The organism is Streptomyces sp. NPDC007872, from assembly GCF_042868165.1.
GTDB lineage: Bacteria > Actinomycetota > Actinomycetes > Streptomycetales > Streptomycetaceae > Streptomyces.
Window position 1 is genome coordinate 62,024 of sequence record NZ_JBIAEA010000006.1, and the last position, 15,514, is coordinate 77,537.

The following is a 15,514-nucleotide window of genomic DNA, read 5'->3' on the forward strand; positions in this document are numbered from 1 at the left end:
GGTCAGGCTCCCTTGAGGGTGGCGGTGATGCGGAGGTCGGGTCCGATGCGGACGGTCTCGGTGATGTCGAGCCGCAACGCTTCGGCGATGGTGCCGATTCCCGCCCCGGCGAGGACCTGCGGACCGTCGCCGAGGAGGACGGGGGCGAGGTAGCCGACGACCTGGTCGACGGCGCCCGCGGCGACGAAGGAGCCCGCGAGGGTGGGGCCGCCTTCGAGGAGGACCGAGCGCACGCCCCGGGCGTGGAGCGCGTCGAGCAGGTCGTGGACGCCGATCCGGCCGTCGCGCGGGGGCAGCCGGAGCAGTTCGGCGTCGGGCAGGTGCCGGGTGTCGGCGTCCTCGCCGACGACGACCAGGGTGGGCGCGGCGCCGTCGAGGACGCGGGCGGTCGGCAGGATCGTGGCGTGGGTGTCGAGGACGACCCGCAGGGGCTGGACCGCGCCCTCGATCCCCCGGGCGGCGAGGTGCGGGTCGTCGGCCCGCAGGGTGCCGCCGCCCGCCAGGACCGCGTCGGCCTCGGCGCGCAGCCGGTGGACGTCGGCGCGGGCCTCGGGGGAGGTGATCCAGCGGGAGGTGCCGTCGGCGGCGGCGGTCCGGCCGTCGAGGGTGGCGGCGTACTTCCAGCGGACGAAGGGGCGGCCGTTGCGCACGGAGGTGAGCCAGGCGATGTTGACGGCCTCGGCCTCGTCCTCCAGGAGCCCCTTCCCGACCTCGACGCCGGCGGCGCGCAGGGTGTCGGCGCCGCCGGTGGCCTGCGGGTTCGGGTCGCCGACCGCGTAGACGACGCGGCTGATCCCGGCCTCGATCAGGGCCTGGGAGCAGGGTCCGGTGCGGCCGGTGTGGTCGCAGGGTTCGAGGGTGACGTAGGCGGTGCCGCCGCGGGCGAGGACGCCGGCCTCGCGCAGGGCGTGGACCTCGGCGTGCGGGCCGCCGGCGCGCCGGTGGTGGCCCTCTCCGACCCGGTGTCCGGAGGCGTCGGTGATGACGCAGCCGACGACGGGGTTGGGGCTGGTGGCGCCGAGCGCGCGGGCGGCGAGCTCGACGGCGCGTCGCATGGCGGTGGTGTCGGCCTGCCGGTCCACCGGGTCCTCCTGCCTCTTCGGGCACGGACTCCGGGGCCTGTCGGAACGACAGGGAGCGGGAAGGACGCCTCGCACGGGGTACGCCGAGGCCGAAGGTCCCGGCCCGCCGGAGAACGGCGGACAGCGGACGTACGGCCGGCACACCTCCGAAAGAGGGGTCACCCGCCGCGCACTGCCTCCCATCCGGACTTTCACCGTCGGTCCAGGAATCTCACCTGGTCAACCGGCCGCTGGCTGCGGACGGGTCGCGGACTATACCGCCGGTTCGGAATTGCACCGACCCCGGAGTGCGCTGCTGCTGATACAGGGCCAGTGTGCCACGACCGCGAACGGCGGCGCGGCCGAGGACCTGTGGGCTGGCTCACAGGATCCCACATCGCCCTTCTTTGGTCCAGACCTATTGACGCACTGGTCTAGTCCTCTTAATCTCCGTGTCACCTCCGAGGTAACGGTCCGCCGGGGTGCGCACTCCACGGACCCAACACGACCCACCCCCTTGTTCGTTGTGTTCCATCACCTCCCCAGGAGGAACCGATCGTGTTGTCCCCCACGACGAAGAGAGCCTCGCTGCTCGCGTCCGGCGCGGCCGTCGCCGGGCTCCTGCTCAGCTCGCTCTCCGGCGGCGTCTCGTACGCGGCCGACAACGAGTCCTGTCGCCCCGACGGTCTCTACAAGACGCCCGGCGTCGACGTCCCGTACTGCTCGGTCTACGACGCCGAGGGCCGCGAGAAGATGGGCGCGGACCACCAGCGCCGGGTCATCGGCTACTTCACGGGCTGGCGCACCGGCAAGAACGGCGAGCCCTCGTACCTCGCCAAGGACATCCCGTGGGAGAAGGTCACCCACATCAACTACGCCTTCGGGCACGTCGACGGGGCCAACAAGCTCTCCGTGGGCACGGACGGTCCGGACAACGCGGCCACCGGGATGACCTGGCCCGGTGTCGCCGGCGCCGAGATGGACCCCGGCTTCGCCTACAAGGGCCACTTCAACCTGCTCAACAAGTTCAAGAAGCAGCACCCGAACGTCAAGACGCTGATCTCGGTCGGCGGCTGGGCGGAGACCGGCGGCTACTTCGCGGACAACGGCGACCGGGTGAACTCCGGCGGCTTCTACTCGATGGCCACCAACGCCGACGGTTCGGTCAACCAGGCCGGGATCGACACCTTCGCGACCTCGGCCGTCGACTTCATCCGCAAGTACGGGTTCAACGGCGTCGACATCGACTACGAGTACCCGACCACGATGAAGGACGCGGGCAACCCGCTCGACTGGCAGCTCGCCAACGCGCGCCGCGCCGGTCTCGTGCAGGGCTACGCGGCCCTCATGAAGTCCCTGCGCGAGAAGCTGGACCGGGCCGGCGCCACCGACGGCAAGCACTACCTGCTGACCGTCGCCGCCCCCTCCTCCGGCTACCTGCTGCGCGGCATGGAGACCTTCCAGGTCCAGAAGTACCTGGACTACGTCAACATCATGTCGTACGACCTGCACGGCGCCTGGAACGAGTACGTCGGTCCGAACGCCTCCCTCTTCGACGACGGCAAGGACGGCGAGCTCGCCGCCGCCAACGTCTACGGCAGCCAGCAGTACGGCAACATCGGCTACCTCAACACCGACTGGGCGTACCACTACTTCCGCGGCTCGATGCCGGCCGGCCGCATCAACATCGGCCTGCCCTACTACACCCGCGGCCACAAGAACGTGCAGGGCGGCACCGACGGCCTCTGGGGCAAGGCCACCGCGGCCACCTGCCCGGCCGGCGCGGGCCTGACCAAGTGCGGCGACGGCGCCGAGGGCATCGACAACCTCTGGCACGACAAGGACACCGCGGGCAAGGAGTCGCCCGCCGGCTCCAACCCGATGTGGCACGCCAAGAACCTGGAGAAGGGGATCGTCGGCGACTACGTCACGAAGTACGGCTTCCCCGCGAACACCCAGCTCACCGGCACCTACGTCCGCAAGTACGACGCGACCCTGGTCGCGCCGTGGCTGTGGAACGCGCAGAAGAAGGTCTTCCTCTCCACCGAGGACGAGCAGTCGGTGGCCGCGAAGGCGGACTACGTGGTGAACCGCGGCATCGGCGGCACCATGGTCTGGGAGATGGCCGGCGACTACGCCTGGAACGCCACCAAGGGCCAGTACGAGATGGGCTCCACGCTCACCTCGCTGATGTACGACAAGTTCAAGTCGGCCACCCCGTACGGCGCGAAGAAGTCCAACAAGGCGCTGCCGACCCAGGCCGTGAACATCGAGACGGCGTTCACCGAGTTCAAGCTCGGCGACTCCAACTACCCGATCACGCCCAAGGTCAAGATCACCAACCGGACCAACACCACCCTGCCGGGCGGCACCGAGTTCCAGTTCGACTACGGCACCTCGGCGCCGAGCAACGCCTCCGACCAGTCCGGCTTCGGCACGAAGGTCGTCAGCAGCGACCACACGGGCTCGAACGTGGGCGGCCTGAAGGGCGACTTCCACCGCGTCTCGCTGAAGCTCCCGGCCTGGCAGTCGCTGGCCCCGGGCGCGACGGTCGACCTGTCGTTCAACTACTACCTGCCGGTGTCCACCCCCTCCAACTGGACGGTGAACATCAACGGCACGACGTACGCCCTCGCCGGTGACCTGGCGCGCGGTACGACGGTCGTGGAGCCGGGCACCACCACCCCGCCGACCACTCCCCCGACCACGCCGCCCACCACCCCGCCGACGACGCCCCCGACCACGCCCCCGACGACCCCGCCGACGACGCCTCCCACGGGCTGCGCCGCCCCGGCGTACGTGGCCGGCCAGGTCTACAACGCGGGCAACGAGGTCTCCCACAACGGCCGCAAGTACAAGGCCAAGTGGTGGACGCAGAACGAGGCCCCGGGCACGACCGGCGAGTGGGGCGTCTGGCAGGACCTCGGTCCCTGCTGATCCCCACCCCCGAAGGACCCCCGGCGGCGGAGACTCACGGCCCTTGCCGTCGCCGGGCACCCGCCGCGCCGCGCTTCCCTGTCCGGGGCGCGGCGCGGCGGCGTTTCCCGGAAGGCACGGGAAGCCTTACGGGAACAGGTCCTCCTGGGCCGCGTCCCGGGCCGTGAGGAGGGCGCCGCGCAGGACGGCCGCGTCGCCGAGGGCGGTGGCCCTGACCTCGGTGCGCAGCGGCGAGAGGGCGGCGAGCTCCGCCTCCACCCGGGCCGCCAGGTCCGCGCCGCCGCTGTGGCCGGTCTCGCCGCCCAGGACCACGCAGCCGGGGTCGAGGACCGAGGCCACGGCCGCCGCCCCGACGGCGAGCCGGCGGGCGAGGGCGTCCAGGAAGGGTTCGTGGCCGGAGGCGAGCGCGCCCTCCGGGGGCAGGCCGTGCTCCCGGGCGAGCGCCTCGACGGCGGCGGTGCAGGCCAGTTCGTGGAAGCCGCCGTCGCAGCCGGTGGCCGAGGGGAGGCCGGTGGCGCCGGGCACCGGCAGGAAGCCGATCTCGCCCGCGCCGCCCGAGGCCCCCCGGCGCAGTCGTCCGTCGAGGACCACGGCGGCGCCCACCCCCTGGCCGAGCCAGAGCAGGACGAAGTCCTCGCGGTCGCGGGCCGCGCCCTCGCGCAGCTCCGCGAGGGCGGCGAGGTTGGTCTCGTTCTCCACGAGCACGCGCGCGGGGAGCCGTTCCTGGAGGACGGCGACGAGCCGCCGGTGCCAGGCGGGCAGCCCGGTGGAGTCCCGGAGTTCGCCGGTGACCGGCTCGATGAGCCCGGGGGCGCCGACCGCGACGCTGTGCGGCGCGTCGACGCCCGCCTCCTTCACCGTCCGCTCCAGGAGGGCGACGGCCTTCTCCACCGCGGGTCCCGTGCCGCCGCCGTCGCCGACGGGCGCGGAGGCCTCGGCGAGCGTGGTGCCGAGCAGGTCGGCGACGGTGACGGAGACCGAGCGGGTGCGCACGTCGAGGGCGGCGAGGTGGGCGCGGCCCGCGACGATCCCGTACAGCTTGGCGTTGGGGCCCCGGCGCTCTGCTCCGGCCTCGCCGACCACGTGGACGAGTCCGGAGCCCCGGAGCCGCTCGACGAGGTCGGCGACGGTCGGGCGGGAGAGTCCGGTGAGCGTCTTGAGCTGAGTGGCCGTCAACGGGCCCTCGTCCTGGAGCAGTCGCAGGGCGAGCCGGTCGTTGATGACCCGTGCGGTGCTCGGGGATGCGGCCATGCGGCGATCCTCTCAGACGTTCCCGGGGCGGGACTCCGCCCTGCGGACTATTTATCAGGCAGGGTTCCTGATAGTTTACGCGGCACGCCACGACGGCGGTGGACGACCACGACGACGAGACACCACGACAGCGACGCGCCGCGACGGCGGCGGACCACGACCCCGGGAGGGCCCATGGCGGCGGAGACCGTCACCACCACCGAACGCCTGCGGCGGGCGCGCTTCGCCGTCGCCGCCGTCTTCTGCGTCCACGGCGCGGTGACCGGCAGCTTCGCCACCCGCATCCCCTGGATCCAGGAGCACGCGGGCGTCAGCGCCGGACAGCTCGGGCTCGCGCTCGCCTTCCCCGCGCTCGGCGCCTCGCTCGCGATGCCGCTCGCCGGGTCGGTCTCCCACCGCTTCGGCGCCCGCACCGCGCTGCGCGGCCTGCTCGCCCTGTGGACCCTGTCCCTGATCCTGCCCTCGCTCGCCCCGAACGTCTGGGGGCTGTGCGGCGCGCTCTTCGTGTACGGCGCGACCGCCGGCATGTCCGACGTGGCGATGAACGCGCTGGGCGTCGAGACCGAGAACCGGCTCGGCCGCTCCATCATGTCGAGCCTGCACGGCATGTGGAGCGTGGGCGCCCTGATCGGCTCCGCCGCGGGCACGGTCGCCGCCCACCTCGGCGGCGACGCCCGGCTGCACCACCTGGTCGCGGCCCTCGTCCTCACCGTCCTCGGCCTGGTCTTCTGCCAGGGCGTCCTGGACGTGCGCAGCACCCCGGAGGAGGAGGCGCCGCCGCGCTTCTCGCTGCCGCCGAAGTCCGCGCTCGTCATCGGCGCCATCGGCTTCTGCGGGGTGTTCGCGGAGGGCGCCAGCCTCGACTGGTCGGCCGTCTACCTCCGCGACGAGCTGGGCACCTCGGCCGGGCTCGCGGCCGCCTCGACGACCGCCTTCGCCCTGACGATGGCCGTGGCCCGGCTGGTCGGCGACCGGGTGGTGGACCGCTTCGGCGCGGTCCGTACGGTACGGGTCGGGGGCGCCGTCGCCACCCTCGGCGGCCTCCTGGTCGTCCTGGCCCCGCACGCGGCCGTCGCCCTGGCCGGATTCGGTCTCATCGGGCTCGGGGTCGCGGTCGTCGTCCCGCTGGCCTTCGCGGCGGCCGGGCGCAGCGGCCCGAACCCCAGCCAGGCCATCGCGGGCGTCGCCACCATCACGTACACCTCGGGTCTGATCGCCCCCTCCGCGATCGGCGGCATCGCCGACGCGACCTCGCTCGTCTTCTCCTTCGGCCTGGTCACGCTGCTCGCGTTCGGTCTGGTGGTGGGCGCGGGCGTGCTCCGGAGCGCCGACACGAAGGTCCCGGCGGCGCCCCCGGCCGACGGCGTCCCCGCCAGGAGCGGGGGCCCGGCCGCGTAACGGCGGACATCGGCCGGGGCGCCGTCCTCCCGGGCGTCCCCGGCCGGTGGCCGCGCATACCATGTGGCTGATCTTTTGCGGTCACGACGCGACCGCCGGAACCGGAGAACGGGAGCGACCTCATGAACCTCGGCGTGCGCTGGACCCTGCACGGGGACGGGAGAACACCCGCTCCGGGGGCCGTCGTCCGCCCGGACGAGCGGCTCTCCTGGCCCCGGACCGTCGGACTCGGCGCCCAGCACGTGGTCGCGATGTTCGGCGCGTCCTTCGTGGCCCCGGTCCTCATGGGCCTGGACCCGAACCTCGCGATCATGATGTCCGGCGTCGCGACCGCGATCTTCCTCCTGGCGACCCGGGGCACGGTCCCGTCCTACCTGGGCTGCTCGCTCTCCTTCGTCGGCGTCGCCGCCGCCATCCGGGCCTCCGGCGGCACCAGCGCCACCGTGACCGGCGCGGTCCTCGTCGTCGGCGCCGTGCTCTTCCTGGCGGGCCTCGCGGTGCGGAGGTTCGGCGCGCGGATCATCCACGCGGCGATGCCCCCGATCGTGACCGGTGCCGTCGTCATGCTGATCGGCTTCAACCTGGCCCCGGTCACCGCGGCCACGTACTGGCCGCAGGACCAGTGGACGGCGCTCCTGGTGATGCTGTTCACCGGTCTGGCCGTGGTCTGCCTGCGCGGCTTCTGGTCCCGGATCGCGATCTTCCTCGGCCTGGTCTTCGGCTACGCCCTGTCCTGGGTGCTCGACCTGACCTTCGGCAAGATCCACTCGACGTCCCCGTCCGGGCAGGTCACCGATCACTGGCGGCTCGACCTCTCCGGCGTCTCGAAGGCCGACTGGATCGGCCTGCCCTCCTTCCACGGTCCCGGCTTCGAGTGGTCCGCGATCCTGGTCGCGCTGCCCGTGGTCATCGCCCTGATCGCCGAGAACGCCGGACACGTCAAGGCCGTCGGCGAGATGACCGGGGACAACCTCGACGACAAGCTCGGCACCGCCATCGCCGCCGACGGCGCCGCCTCGATGCTGTCGACCGCCGTGGGCGGCCCGCCGAACACCACGTACTCCGAGAACATCGGCGTCATGGCCGCCACCCGCGTCTACTCGACCGCCGCCTACTGGGCGGCGGCCGGCTTCGCGCTGCTCTTCGGCCTCTGCCCGAAGTTCGGCGCGGTCGTCGCCGCCGTCCCCGGCGGCGTCCTCGGCGGCATCACCGTCATCCTGTACGGCATGATCGGCCTGCTCGGCGCCCAGATCTGGATCAACGCCGGGGTCGACCTGCGCAACCCGCTGAACCTGGTCCCGGCCGCCGCCGGCATCATCATCGGCGTCGGCGGGGTGAAGCTGACCTTCACCGACACCTTCGAGCTGGGCGGCATCGCGCTCGGCACGATCGTCGTCATCACCGGCTACCACGTGCTGCGGGCCTTCGCCCCGGCCCACCTCAAGGAGCAGGAGCCGCTCCTGGACTCCGGCACCAGCTCGTACGAGAGCGGCACGGACGACGGGGCGAAGAGCTGAGGGATTCGCCCGTTCTGGGGAAGCCGGGCCCGGAAGGCTCCCCCGCGGGCCCGGCGGCTGGGAGCCTGCCCCCATGGCGCAGACCCAGCAGCTCGGGCAGCAACTCGGACCCTTCCTGGCGGTCGACCCCGTGGTGGACCGGATGCGGGCGCTCCGCTCGGCCTGGCACCCGGCCGACGGGGTCGCCGTCTTCAACCGGGTCTACCTGACCGTCACCGAGGAGATCGGCCACGCCCTCGCGGCGGGCACGTTCGAGGACCGGCGGGCCGCCGCCACGCTCGACGTGCGGTTCGCCGAGCGGTACCTCGCGGCGGTCGACGCCCTCGCCACCGGCGGACCGGCCCCCGCCTGCTGGCGGCCCCTCTTCCACTACCGGCGCCACCCCGGCGTGCGCCCGCTGCAGTTCGCGCTCGCCGGGATCAACGCCCACATCGGCCACGACCTGGCGCTCGCCGTCGTGGACGCCTGCCGGGACCTGGAGTGCGCCCCCGTCGACCTGGAGGACGAGTTCGACCGGGTCGGGGACGTCCTAGTCCTCCTGGAGGAGCGCATCCGGGAGGAGCTGATGCCGGGCCCGGACCTCCTGGAGCTCGCGGACCCGCTCACCCATCTGCTCGGCTGCTGGAGCCTGGACCGGGCCAGGGACGGGGCCTGGCTGGCGGCGCGCTCGCTCTGGCAACTGCGCGGCCTCCCCGAGCTGGCCGGGGAGTTCACGGAGCGCCTCGACCGGTCGGTGGGCCTGGTGGGACGGATGCTGCTCACGCCCCTGGCCAGGCCCTGAACCTCCCCGGCCGGGCCCCGAACCGTACGGCTCAGTCCTCCGGCAGCTCGACCGGGGCGATCTCGTCGTAGACGTCGCCCGGACCCGGGTTGGTGGCGTCGGTGGAGCCGCCGAGGTGGTGCATCACGCCCCAGACCGCGTTGAGCGCCGTCTGCACCGCGCCCTCGGCCCAGCCGGCCGTCCAGGAGATGTCGTCGCCGGCGAGGAAGATGCCGCGCTTGTCCTCGGGCAGCCGGTCCTGCATGAAGTGCGTGAACAGGCGCCGCTGGTAGCGGTAGTGGCCCGGCAGGTTCGCCTTGAAGGCGCCCATGAAGTAGGGCTCGTTCTCCCAGGAGACCGTCACCGGGTTGCCGATGATGTGCTTCCGGATGTCGACCTTCGGGTAGATCTCGCCGAGCGACTTCAGCATGACCTCCATCCGCTCGTTCGCGGACAGCGGCAGCCACTTCAGGCTGTCGTCGCACCAGGTGTACGAGAGGCAGATCGTGGCCGGCTTGTCCGGGCCGTCGTCCAGGAGGTAGGTGCCGCGGGTCATCCGGTCGGTCAGCGTCATCGACATGACGTCACGGCCGGTGTCCTCGTCCTTGTCCAGCCAGAACGGCCGGTCGACCGGCACGAACAGCTTCGAGCTCTCCATGTAGTGGGTGCGCTCGATCGCCGTCCAGTGGTCGATCGGGAAGAGCGAGTCGTCGCAGGCGATCTTGGAGAGCAGCATCCAGGACTGGGCGGTGAAGACGGCCGCCCGGTAGGTGCGGATGTCGCCGGAGGCGTCGGTGACCGTGATCCGGTTGCCGGCGGTCCGGTTCAGCCGGGTCACGGCCGGCTTCGGGTCGCCGCCGTGCAGGGAGGCGAGCGAGGTGCCCTGCGCCCAGTGGACGATCTTCTCCGGCTCGCGCTCCCACAGGCGCAGCGGGAGCTGCTGCGAGCCGCCGACGATGCCGCGGTGGTGGTCGTCGGCCTCGGTGTAGACGACGCGGAGGATCTCCAGGATGGAGTTGGGGAAGTCGGTGTCCCAGCCGCCGGTGCCGAAGCCGACCTGGCCGAAGATCTCGCGGTGCCGGAAGGACTTGAAGGCCTCGGACTCGCAGAGGAAGCCGTAGAAGGTCTGGTTGTCGAGCTTCTCGACGAGCTGCGCCCAGATCTCGCGGATGCGCGGGACGTCCCGCTCGCGCATCGCGGTGTTCATGTCGGAGAAGTCGGCGCCCTCTTCGAGGCACTTGCCCCAGGCGGCGGCGACGTCGCGGTAGACCTGCGGCAGGTCGTCGATGGTCTCGGCGTAGTGCGACTCGCCCTTGAGGTCCACCACGGTCGACGGGGTGGCCGGGGAGAGCGGGTTCGGGAAGGGCGTGGTCTCCAGGCCGACCAGGTCGATGTAGTGCTGGAGCGCGGTCGAGGAGGGCGGGAAGCGCATGGCGCCCATCTCGGCGGTCAGCGAGTCGTCGCAGCCCTCGAAGCCGACGGTCCGCAGCCGGCCGCCGATCTTGTCGGCCTCGTAGACGACGGGCTTGAGACCCATCTTCATCAGCTCGTACGCGGCGATGATCCCGGACAGGCCGCCGCCGATGACCGCGACCTCGGTGCCGTGCTCGGTCGCCGGTATCTGGCCGAGCCCGGCCGGGTGGGCCAGGAAGTCGTCGTAGGCGTACGGGAAGTCCGGACCGAACATGGTGATCGGCGGCTGCGCGTCGGTGTGCTGGACGGCGTTGGGCACCGTGGACGTCATGGGGTACGGACTCCTTGCACGGGAAAAGAAGGGTGAGGCGGGAGGACGAGGGGGGCTCAGACCAGGGGGCCGTAGAGGTCCGGGCGCCGGTCGCGGAGGTAGGGGTTCAGCTCGCGGGAGGCCGCCAGGAAGGCGGGGTCGACGTCGCCGACGACGAGGTCCTCGCCGTGTCCGGCGCGGGCCCGGGCGGTGCCGTCGGGGGCGGCGAGCACGGAGAGGCCGACGAACTCGAAGTCGCCCTCGGGCCCGGTCCGGTTGGCGTACGCGATGTAGAGCTGGTTCTCGAAGGCGCGCACGGGGACGACGGACTCGGCGACGACCTCGGCGGGGTGCATGAGCGCGGTCGGCACGAGGAGGAGGTCCGTGCCGGCCAGGGCCTGCGCCCGTACGTTCTCGGGGAACTCGACGTCGTAGCAGATCATCAGGCCGACGGTGAGGCCGCCGACCTCGGCCTGGACGACGCCGTCGTCGCCGGGCGTGAACCACTGGTTCTCGAAGGCGCCGTAGAGGTGGGTCTTGCGGTAGTTCGCGAGCGGGACGCCGTCGGCACCGACGAGCAGCAGGGAGTTGTGGAGGACGCCGTGCTCCTCGGTGTTGCGCTCCGGGTAGCCGTAGCCGACGGCCAGGCCGTGGCGCACGGCGACGGCAGCGACGGCGCGGGCGGAGGGGCCGTCGGCCGGTTCGGCCAGGCGGGCCATGTCGGCGCCGATGGCATAGCCGGTGAGGAACAGCTCGGGGGCGAGCAGCAGGCCCGCCCCGGCGGCGGCGGCGCGGGCGGCGGCCTCGTCGAGGATCTTGAGGTTGGCGGCCACGTCACCGAGCTCGCCGGAGCTCTGGAGCAGGGCGGTGCGCAGCGCGGGCATGGCGATCCTCGGGGTCCGGAGTGCAGGGGGAAGACGTCAAAAACGGTACGGTTCCGGACTCGGCCGCGACAAGGCGGGAGCGTTGCGGACCGACCGTCGAACCGTTGCGCGATCCTCGGACCCGGCGGCGATTCGTTGCGTGCGGTTCCCGCCGGAGCGTATGACCGCGCCGTCGGGGCGGGCGGGCCCTGCGCCGACGGGTCCTACGCGGGCGATCCCGAGGAGAAGCGCCGCAGCAGCGGCGAGAGCACCAGGACGGACTTGGTGCGCTCCACGAAGGGCTCGCCCGCGATCCGCTCCAGGACGCGCTCGAAGTGGCGCATGTCCGAGGCGAAGACCTGGACGACGGCGTCCGCGTCGCCGGTGACGGTCGACGCGGACACCACCTCGGGGTACCGCTCCAGACCCCGCCGGATGTCGTCCGGCGAGGTGTTGTGGCGACAGTAGATCTCGACGAACCCCTCGGTCTCCCAGCCGAGCGCCGCCGGGTCCACCCGTACGGTGAAGCCGGTGATGGCGCCCTCGGCCCGGAGCCGGTCCACGCGCCGCTTCACGGCGGGCGCGGAGAGTCCCACGAGCGAGCCGATGTCGGCGTACGAGCGGCGGGCGTCCTCCGCGAGGGCGTGGACGATGCGTTCGTCGAGGTCGTTGAGTCGCACTACGGGTGGATCACTTCTCTGCTGAGGGCGCTGCGGTGGCCAGGCGGGAGCGGCGCATGCCGTACAGGAAGTAGAACACGAGCCCGGCGGCCATCCAGCAACCGAAGACGGCCCAGGTGATCGCGTCGAGGCTGAACATGTTGTAGACGCAGAACAGGAAGCCGAGGATCGGGAAGGTCCAGCCGAGCGGGACGCGGAAGGTGCGGTCCAGGGTCGGGCGGGTGCGGCGCAGCACGATCACGGCGACGTTGACCAGGGCGAAGGCGAAGAGGGTGCCGATGCTGGTGGCGTCGACGAGCTTGCCGAGCGGGATGACGGAGGCGAGGGCGCCGCAGAACAGCGACACGATCACGGTGTTCACGCGCGGGGTGCCGGTCCTGCCGCTGACCTTGCCGAAGACCTTGGGCACGAGGCCGTCGCGGGACATCGCGAAGAGCACCCGGGTCTGGCCGTAGAGGACGGTGAGGACGACGCTGGCGATCGAGATGACGGCGCCGGCGGCGAGCAGGGTGCCCCAGAACTTCTGGCCGCTGACGTCGTTCATGATCGCGGCGAGCGTGGCCTCGGAGCCGTCGAAGTCCTTCCAGTTCCACGCGCCGACGGCGACGGCGGCGACCAGGACGTAGAGGACGGTGACGATGAGCAGCGACAGCATGATCGCGCGCGGCAGGTCCCGCTTGGGGTCCTTCGCCTCCTCACCGGCGGTGGAGGCGGCGTCGAAGCCGATGTACGAGAAGAAGAGGCTGGCTCCGGCGGCGCTGACCCCGGCCATGCCGAGGGGCATGAAGTCGGCGTAGTTGCCGGACTTGAAGCCCATGAAGCCGATGGCGCAGAAGAGCACCAGCGCGGCGATCTTCACGAACACCATGATCGTGTTGACGACGGCGGACTCGCGGGCGCCGCCGAGCAGGAAGACCATCGCGAGCAGCACGACGATCAGACCGGGCAGGTTGACGAAGCCGCCCTCGCCGGGCGCGGAGGAGACCGCGGCGGGGAGGGTGACCCCGATGGTCCCGTCGAGCAGTTCGTTGAGGTACTCGCCCCAGCCGACGGCCACGGCGGCGACCGAGACGCCGTACTCCAGGACCAGGCACCAGCCGCAGACCCAGGCGACGAGTTCGCCCATCGTTGCGTACGCGTACGAGTACGAGGAACCGGCCACCGGTATGGAGCCGGCCAGTTCGGCGTACGAGAGGGCCGAGAAGAGCGCCGTGAGGCCGGCGATGACGAAGGCGACGGTCACCGCGGGACCGGCCTTCGGGACGGCGTCGCCCAGGACGACGAAGATGCCCGTGCCCAGCGTGGCGCCGATGCTGATCATGGTGAGCTGCCACATCGAGAGCGAGCGGCGGAGAGTGCCTCCCTCGCCCTGTCCACCCTCCGCGACCAGGGTTTCCACCGGCTTGCGACGGCCGAGGGCACGAAGAGCGGAGGGCTTGGGGGCGGTCGTGTCGTCGACCGGTGGGGCTGCGCCGTGGTCCAGCACTGCGGAGGCTCCTTATCGCTGCCTGTGGGGGCGGAGCGGGGACCGCGGCGGTGTGCGGGCATGCCGGAGCAGGCCCACGGGGGACGGAACCGCCGAGCAGGCGGTCGCCGCCACTCCTGGTACGAGGCACGAGCCTAAGGCCAGGGGTTCGCAGTCGTAATGCAGGGTTGTTGCGCAATGCCGGATGATCATTGCGCACTTACGGCACGGACGGGGGAAACATTGCGCTCCCCCGCATGAATCAGTACATCGGGGGCATGCAGCGATCCACGCACGCAAGGGCTCATACGTGCCGGACGACCCGCTCCGCGAGGCCCTGCGGCCCGACGATCGGAGACCCGGTGGACTGGCTCGACCCGGAACCGTTCCTGCGCGGTACGGCCTGGCTGGACGGGAAGCGGCCCGTGCGGGCCGATCCGGACGATCTGGCGCGGCTGCCGTGGGACGTGGCGGCGCGGGCCGAGCTGCCCATCGGGGTGCGGATCGAGTTCACGGCCGCGCCCGGCACGCGCGCGGTGGAGCTGCGCTACCGGGCGGCCGTGCCGGACGCGGACGACCCGCTGCGGGACCTGCGCCACTGCTTCGCCCTCTGGAGCGGGGTGCGGTTCGTCGGGGAGACCTGTGTCGCCCCGGCCGCCGAGGCCGTCGTGAAGCTCCCGCTGCCCCCGGGCGGCGGCGTCTTCAGCGTGTACCTGCCGGAGGGCCAGGCGCCCGTGCCGCTCGCCCTGCGGGCCGTCGGCGGCGCCCTCTCCCCCGCCCCGGCCCGGCCCCGGTGGCTCGTCCACGGCGACTCCATCACCGAGGGCTGGTGGTCGACCCGTCCGGCCCGCTCCTGGCCCGCCACGGCGGGCCGCCTCCTGGGCCTCGACCCGGTCAACCTGGGGTACGCGGGCGCGGCGCGCGGCGAACTGCCCCTCGCCGAGCACCTGGCGCGGCTCCCGGGCGAGCTGATCACCCTGGCCTTCGGCACCAACTGCTGGTCCAGGGCGCCCGCGACGGCCGACTGGCTGTACGAGACCGTGCGGGCCTTCGTCGGGCTCGTCCGCACGGGCCACCCCGAGACTCCGCTGCTGATCGTCTCGCCCGTCCTGCGCCCGGAGGCCGAGCACACCCGCAACGCCCTCGGCGCGACCCTCACGGAGCTGCGCCGGGCCATGGAGCGGGCGGGCCGGGACCTGGCGGCCGAGGGCGACGAGCACCTGTCCGTCCTGTCGGGCGGCCCGCTGCTCGATCCGGAGCACCTGGCGGACGGACTGCACCCGAACGACCGGGGGCACGCCCGGATCGCGGCGGCGGTGGCGGAGGCCCTGAGCGGCCTCCCGGGCGTCCCGGTCGCGTCTCCCCCGGCGTCAGCCCGCTGACAGCTCCCTGACCAGGAAGGTGCAGGGGTCCGCCTCCTCGTGGACGCGTCCGTCCCGGTCCGTCCGGCTCCAGCGGTCGGTGTACGCCGTGACGGGCGCGTAGCCGAGCCGTGCGTAGAGGGCCGCCGCGCGCGGGTTGTCACGGGCGGCCCCGAGGCCCAGGGCGGCGCCCCCGCGGGCGCGGACCAGCTCCTCGGCGGCGCGGATCAGGGCCGTACCGACGCCCCGGTCTCCTGGCGCGCGAACCGGTCGGCGTGGCGCGCGGGCGCGCCGGGGGCGGGCAGGTGCCGGTCGAGCAGGGGGACGTCCTCGGCGCGGCAGGGTCTGATCTCCGTACGCTCCGTGCCGTGACCGTACGGGACGGCCGTGGGGCCCCCCGCGGGGGGGGGGGGGGGGGCCCCCGGGGGGGGGGGGGGGGGGGGGGGGGGGGGGGGGGGGGGGCCCCCCGGGGGGGGCGGGGTTGCCACCGGGGGGGCG

11 protein-coding genes, 1 pseudogene and 1 riboswitch are annotated in these 15,514 nt (G+C 72.7%); of the genes and pseudogenes, 5 read left to right on the forward strand and 7 right to left on the reverse strand.

What is annotated here, in order from left to right:
* Nucleotides 1-2: 2 nt before the first annotated feature.
* Complete coding sequence (gene ribD, locus ACFYNX_RS22135; protein ID WP_388663518.1) at nucleotides 3-1,082, reverse strand: bifunctional diaminohydroxyphosphoribosylaminopyrimidine deaminase/5-amino-6-(5-phosphoribosylamino)uracil reductase RibD; 1,080 nt, start codon at nucleotides 1,080-1,082, stop codon at nucleotides 3-5.
* 165 nt (nucleotides 1,083-1,247) lie between these two features.
* Nucleotides 1,248-1,377, reverse strand: a riboswitch (FMN riboswitch).
* Nucleotides 1,378-1,619: 242 nt separating this feature from the next.
* Between ribD and ACFYNX_RS22140 the strand changes: the two genes are divergently transcribed.
* The gene (locus ACFYNX_RS22140) at nucleotides 1,620-3,998 is read left to right on the forward strand and encodes a chitinase C-terminal domain-containing protein (RefSeq protein ID WP_365539863.1); all 2,379 of its coding nucleotides are present in this window, start codon (nucleotides 1,620-1,622) and stop codon (nucleotides 3,996-3,998) included.
* A 126-nt stretch (nucleotides 3,999-4,124) separates the two neighbouring features.
* Here the strand turns inward: ACFYNX_RS22140 and ACFYNX_RS22145 are convergent, their stop codons facing one another.
* On the reverse strand, nucleotides 4,125-5,249 hold the full coding sequence (locus ACFYNX_RS22145) for an ROK family transcriptional regulator (RefSeq protein WP_388663521.1): 1,125 nt from the start codon (nucleotides 5,247-5,249) through the stop codon (nucleotides 4,125-4,127).
* Between the two features lie 174 nt (nucleotides 5,250-5,423).
* Between ACFYNX_RS22145 and ACFYNX_RS22150 the strand changes: the two genes are divergently transcribed.
* From ACFYNX_RS22150 to ACFYNX_RS22160, 3 genes are all read left to right on the forward strand, one after another.
* On the forward strand, nucleotides 5,424-6,647 hold the full coding sequence (locus ACFYNX_RS22150; RefSeq protein ID WP_388663523.1) for an MFS transporter: 1,224 nt from the start codon (nucleotides 5,424-5,426) through the stop codon (nucleotides 6,645-6,647).
* A gap of 122 nt (nucleotides 6,648-6,769) precedes the next feature.
* Nucleotides 6,770-8,164 carry a solute carrier family 23 protein gene (locus ACFYNX_RS22155; protein ID WP_365539866.1) on the forward strand — a complete coding sequence of 465 codons (1,395 nt, stop codon included), beginning with the start codon at nucleotides 6,770-6,772 and terminating at the stop codon, nucleotides 8,162-8,164.
* Between the two features lie 73 nt (nucleotides 8,165-8,237).
* Complete coding sequence (locus ACFYNX_RS22160; RefSeq protein WP_388663526.1) at nucleotides 8,238-8,945, forward strand: DUF5995 family protein; 708 nt, start codon at nucleotides 8,238-8,240, stop codon at nucleotides 8,943-8,945.
* Between the two features lie 31 nt (nucleotides 8,946-8,976).
* Here ACFYNX_RS22160 and ACFYNX_RS22165 read toward each other — a convergent pair whose 3' ends face one another.
* From ACFYNX_RS22165 to ACFYNX_RS22180, 4 genes are all read right to left on the reverse strand, one after another.
* Nucleotides 8,977-10,668, reverse strand: a complete 1,692-nt coding sequence (locus ACFYNX_RS22165; RefSeq protein ID WP_388663528.1) for a flavin monoamine oxidase family protein — start codon at nucleotides 10,666-10,668, stop codon at nucleotides 8,977-8,979.
* Between the two features lie 56 nt (nucleotides 10,669-10,724).
* Nucleotides 10,725-11,531, reverse strand: a complete 807-nt coding sequence (locus ACFYNX_RS22170; RefSeq protein WP_388663530.1) for a carbon-nitrogen hydrolase family protein — start codon at nucleotides 11,529-11,531, stop codon at nucleotides 10,725-10,727.
* A gap of 203 nt (nucleotides 11,532-11,734) precedes the next feature.
* Nucleotides 11,735-12,190 (reverse strand): Lrp/AsnC family transcriptional regulator, encoded by a 456-nt coding sequence (locus ACFYNX_RS22175; protein ID WP_015032260.1) that lies wholly within the window; start codon nucleotides 12,188-12,190, stop codon nucleotides 11,735-11,737.
* A 10-nt stretch (nucleotides 12,191-12,200) separates the two neighbouring features.
* Entirely contained in the window at nucleotides 12,201-13,676 is a 1,476-nt protein-coding gene (locus tag ACFYNX_RS22180) for an amino acid permease (RefSeq protein ID WP_388663532.1), read from the reverse strand.
* Between the two features lie 341 nt (nucleotides 13,677-14,017).
* Here ACFYNX_RS22180 and ACFYNX_RS22185 point away from each other — a divergent pair, with 341 nt between their 5' ends.
* On the forward strand, nucleotides 14,018-15,037 hold the full coding sequence (locus ACFYNX_RS22185; protein ID WP_365539871.1) for a GDSL-type esterase/lipase family protein: 1,020 nt from the start codon (nucleotides 14,018-14,020) through the stop codon (nucleotides 15,035-15,037).
* Here the strand turns inward: ACFYNX_RS22185 and ACFYNX_RS22190 are convergent.
* Nucleotides 15,026-15,514 (reverse strand): annotated as a pseudogene (locus tag ACFYNX_RS22190) (GNAT family N-acetyltransferase); the annotation flags it as partial. The gene ACFYNX_RS22185 and the pseudogene ACFYNX_RS22190 overlap by 12 nt on opposite strands.

Bases quoted from the DNA above. Each gene is read 5' to 3' on its own strand.
- ACFYNX_RS22145 (WP_388663521.1), bottom strand. From the start codon at position 5,249: ATGGCCGCATCCCCGAGCACCGCACGGGTCATCAACGACCGGCTCGCC.
- ACFYNX_RS22150 (WP_388663523.1), top strand. From the start codon at position 5,424: ATGGCGGCGGAGACCGTCACCACCACCGAACGCCTGCGGCGGGCGCGC.
- ACFYNX_RS22155 (WP_365539866.1), top strand. From the start codon at position 6,770: ATGAACCTCGGCGTGCGCTGGACCCTGCACGGGGACGGGAGAACACCC.
- ACFYNX_RS22160 (WP_388663526.1), top strand. From the start codon at position 8,238: ATGGCGCAGACCCAGCAGCTCGGGCAGCAACTCGGACCCTTCCTGGCG.
- ACFYNX_RS22165 (WP_388663528.1), bottom strand. From the start codon at position 10,668: ATGACGTCCACGGTGCCCAACGCCGTCCAGCACACCGACGCGCAGCCG.
- ACFYNX_RS22170 (WP_388663530.1), bottom strand. From the start codon at position 11,531: ATGCCCGCGCTGCGCACCGCCCTGCTCCAGAGCTCCGGCGAGCTCGGT.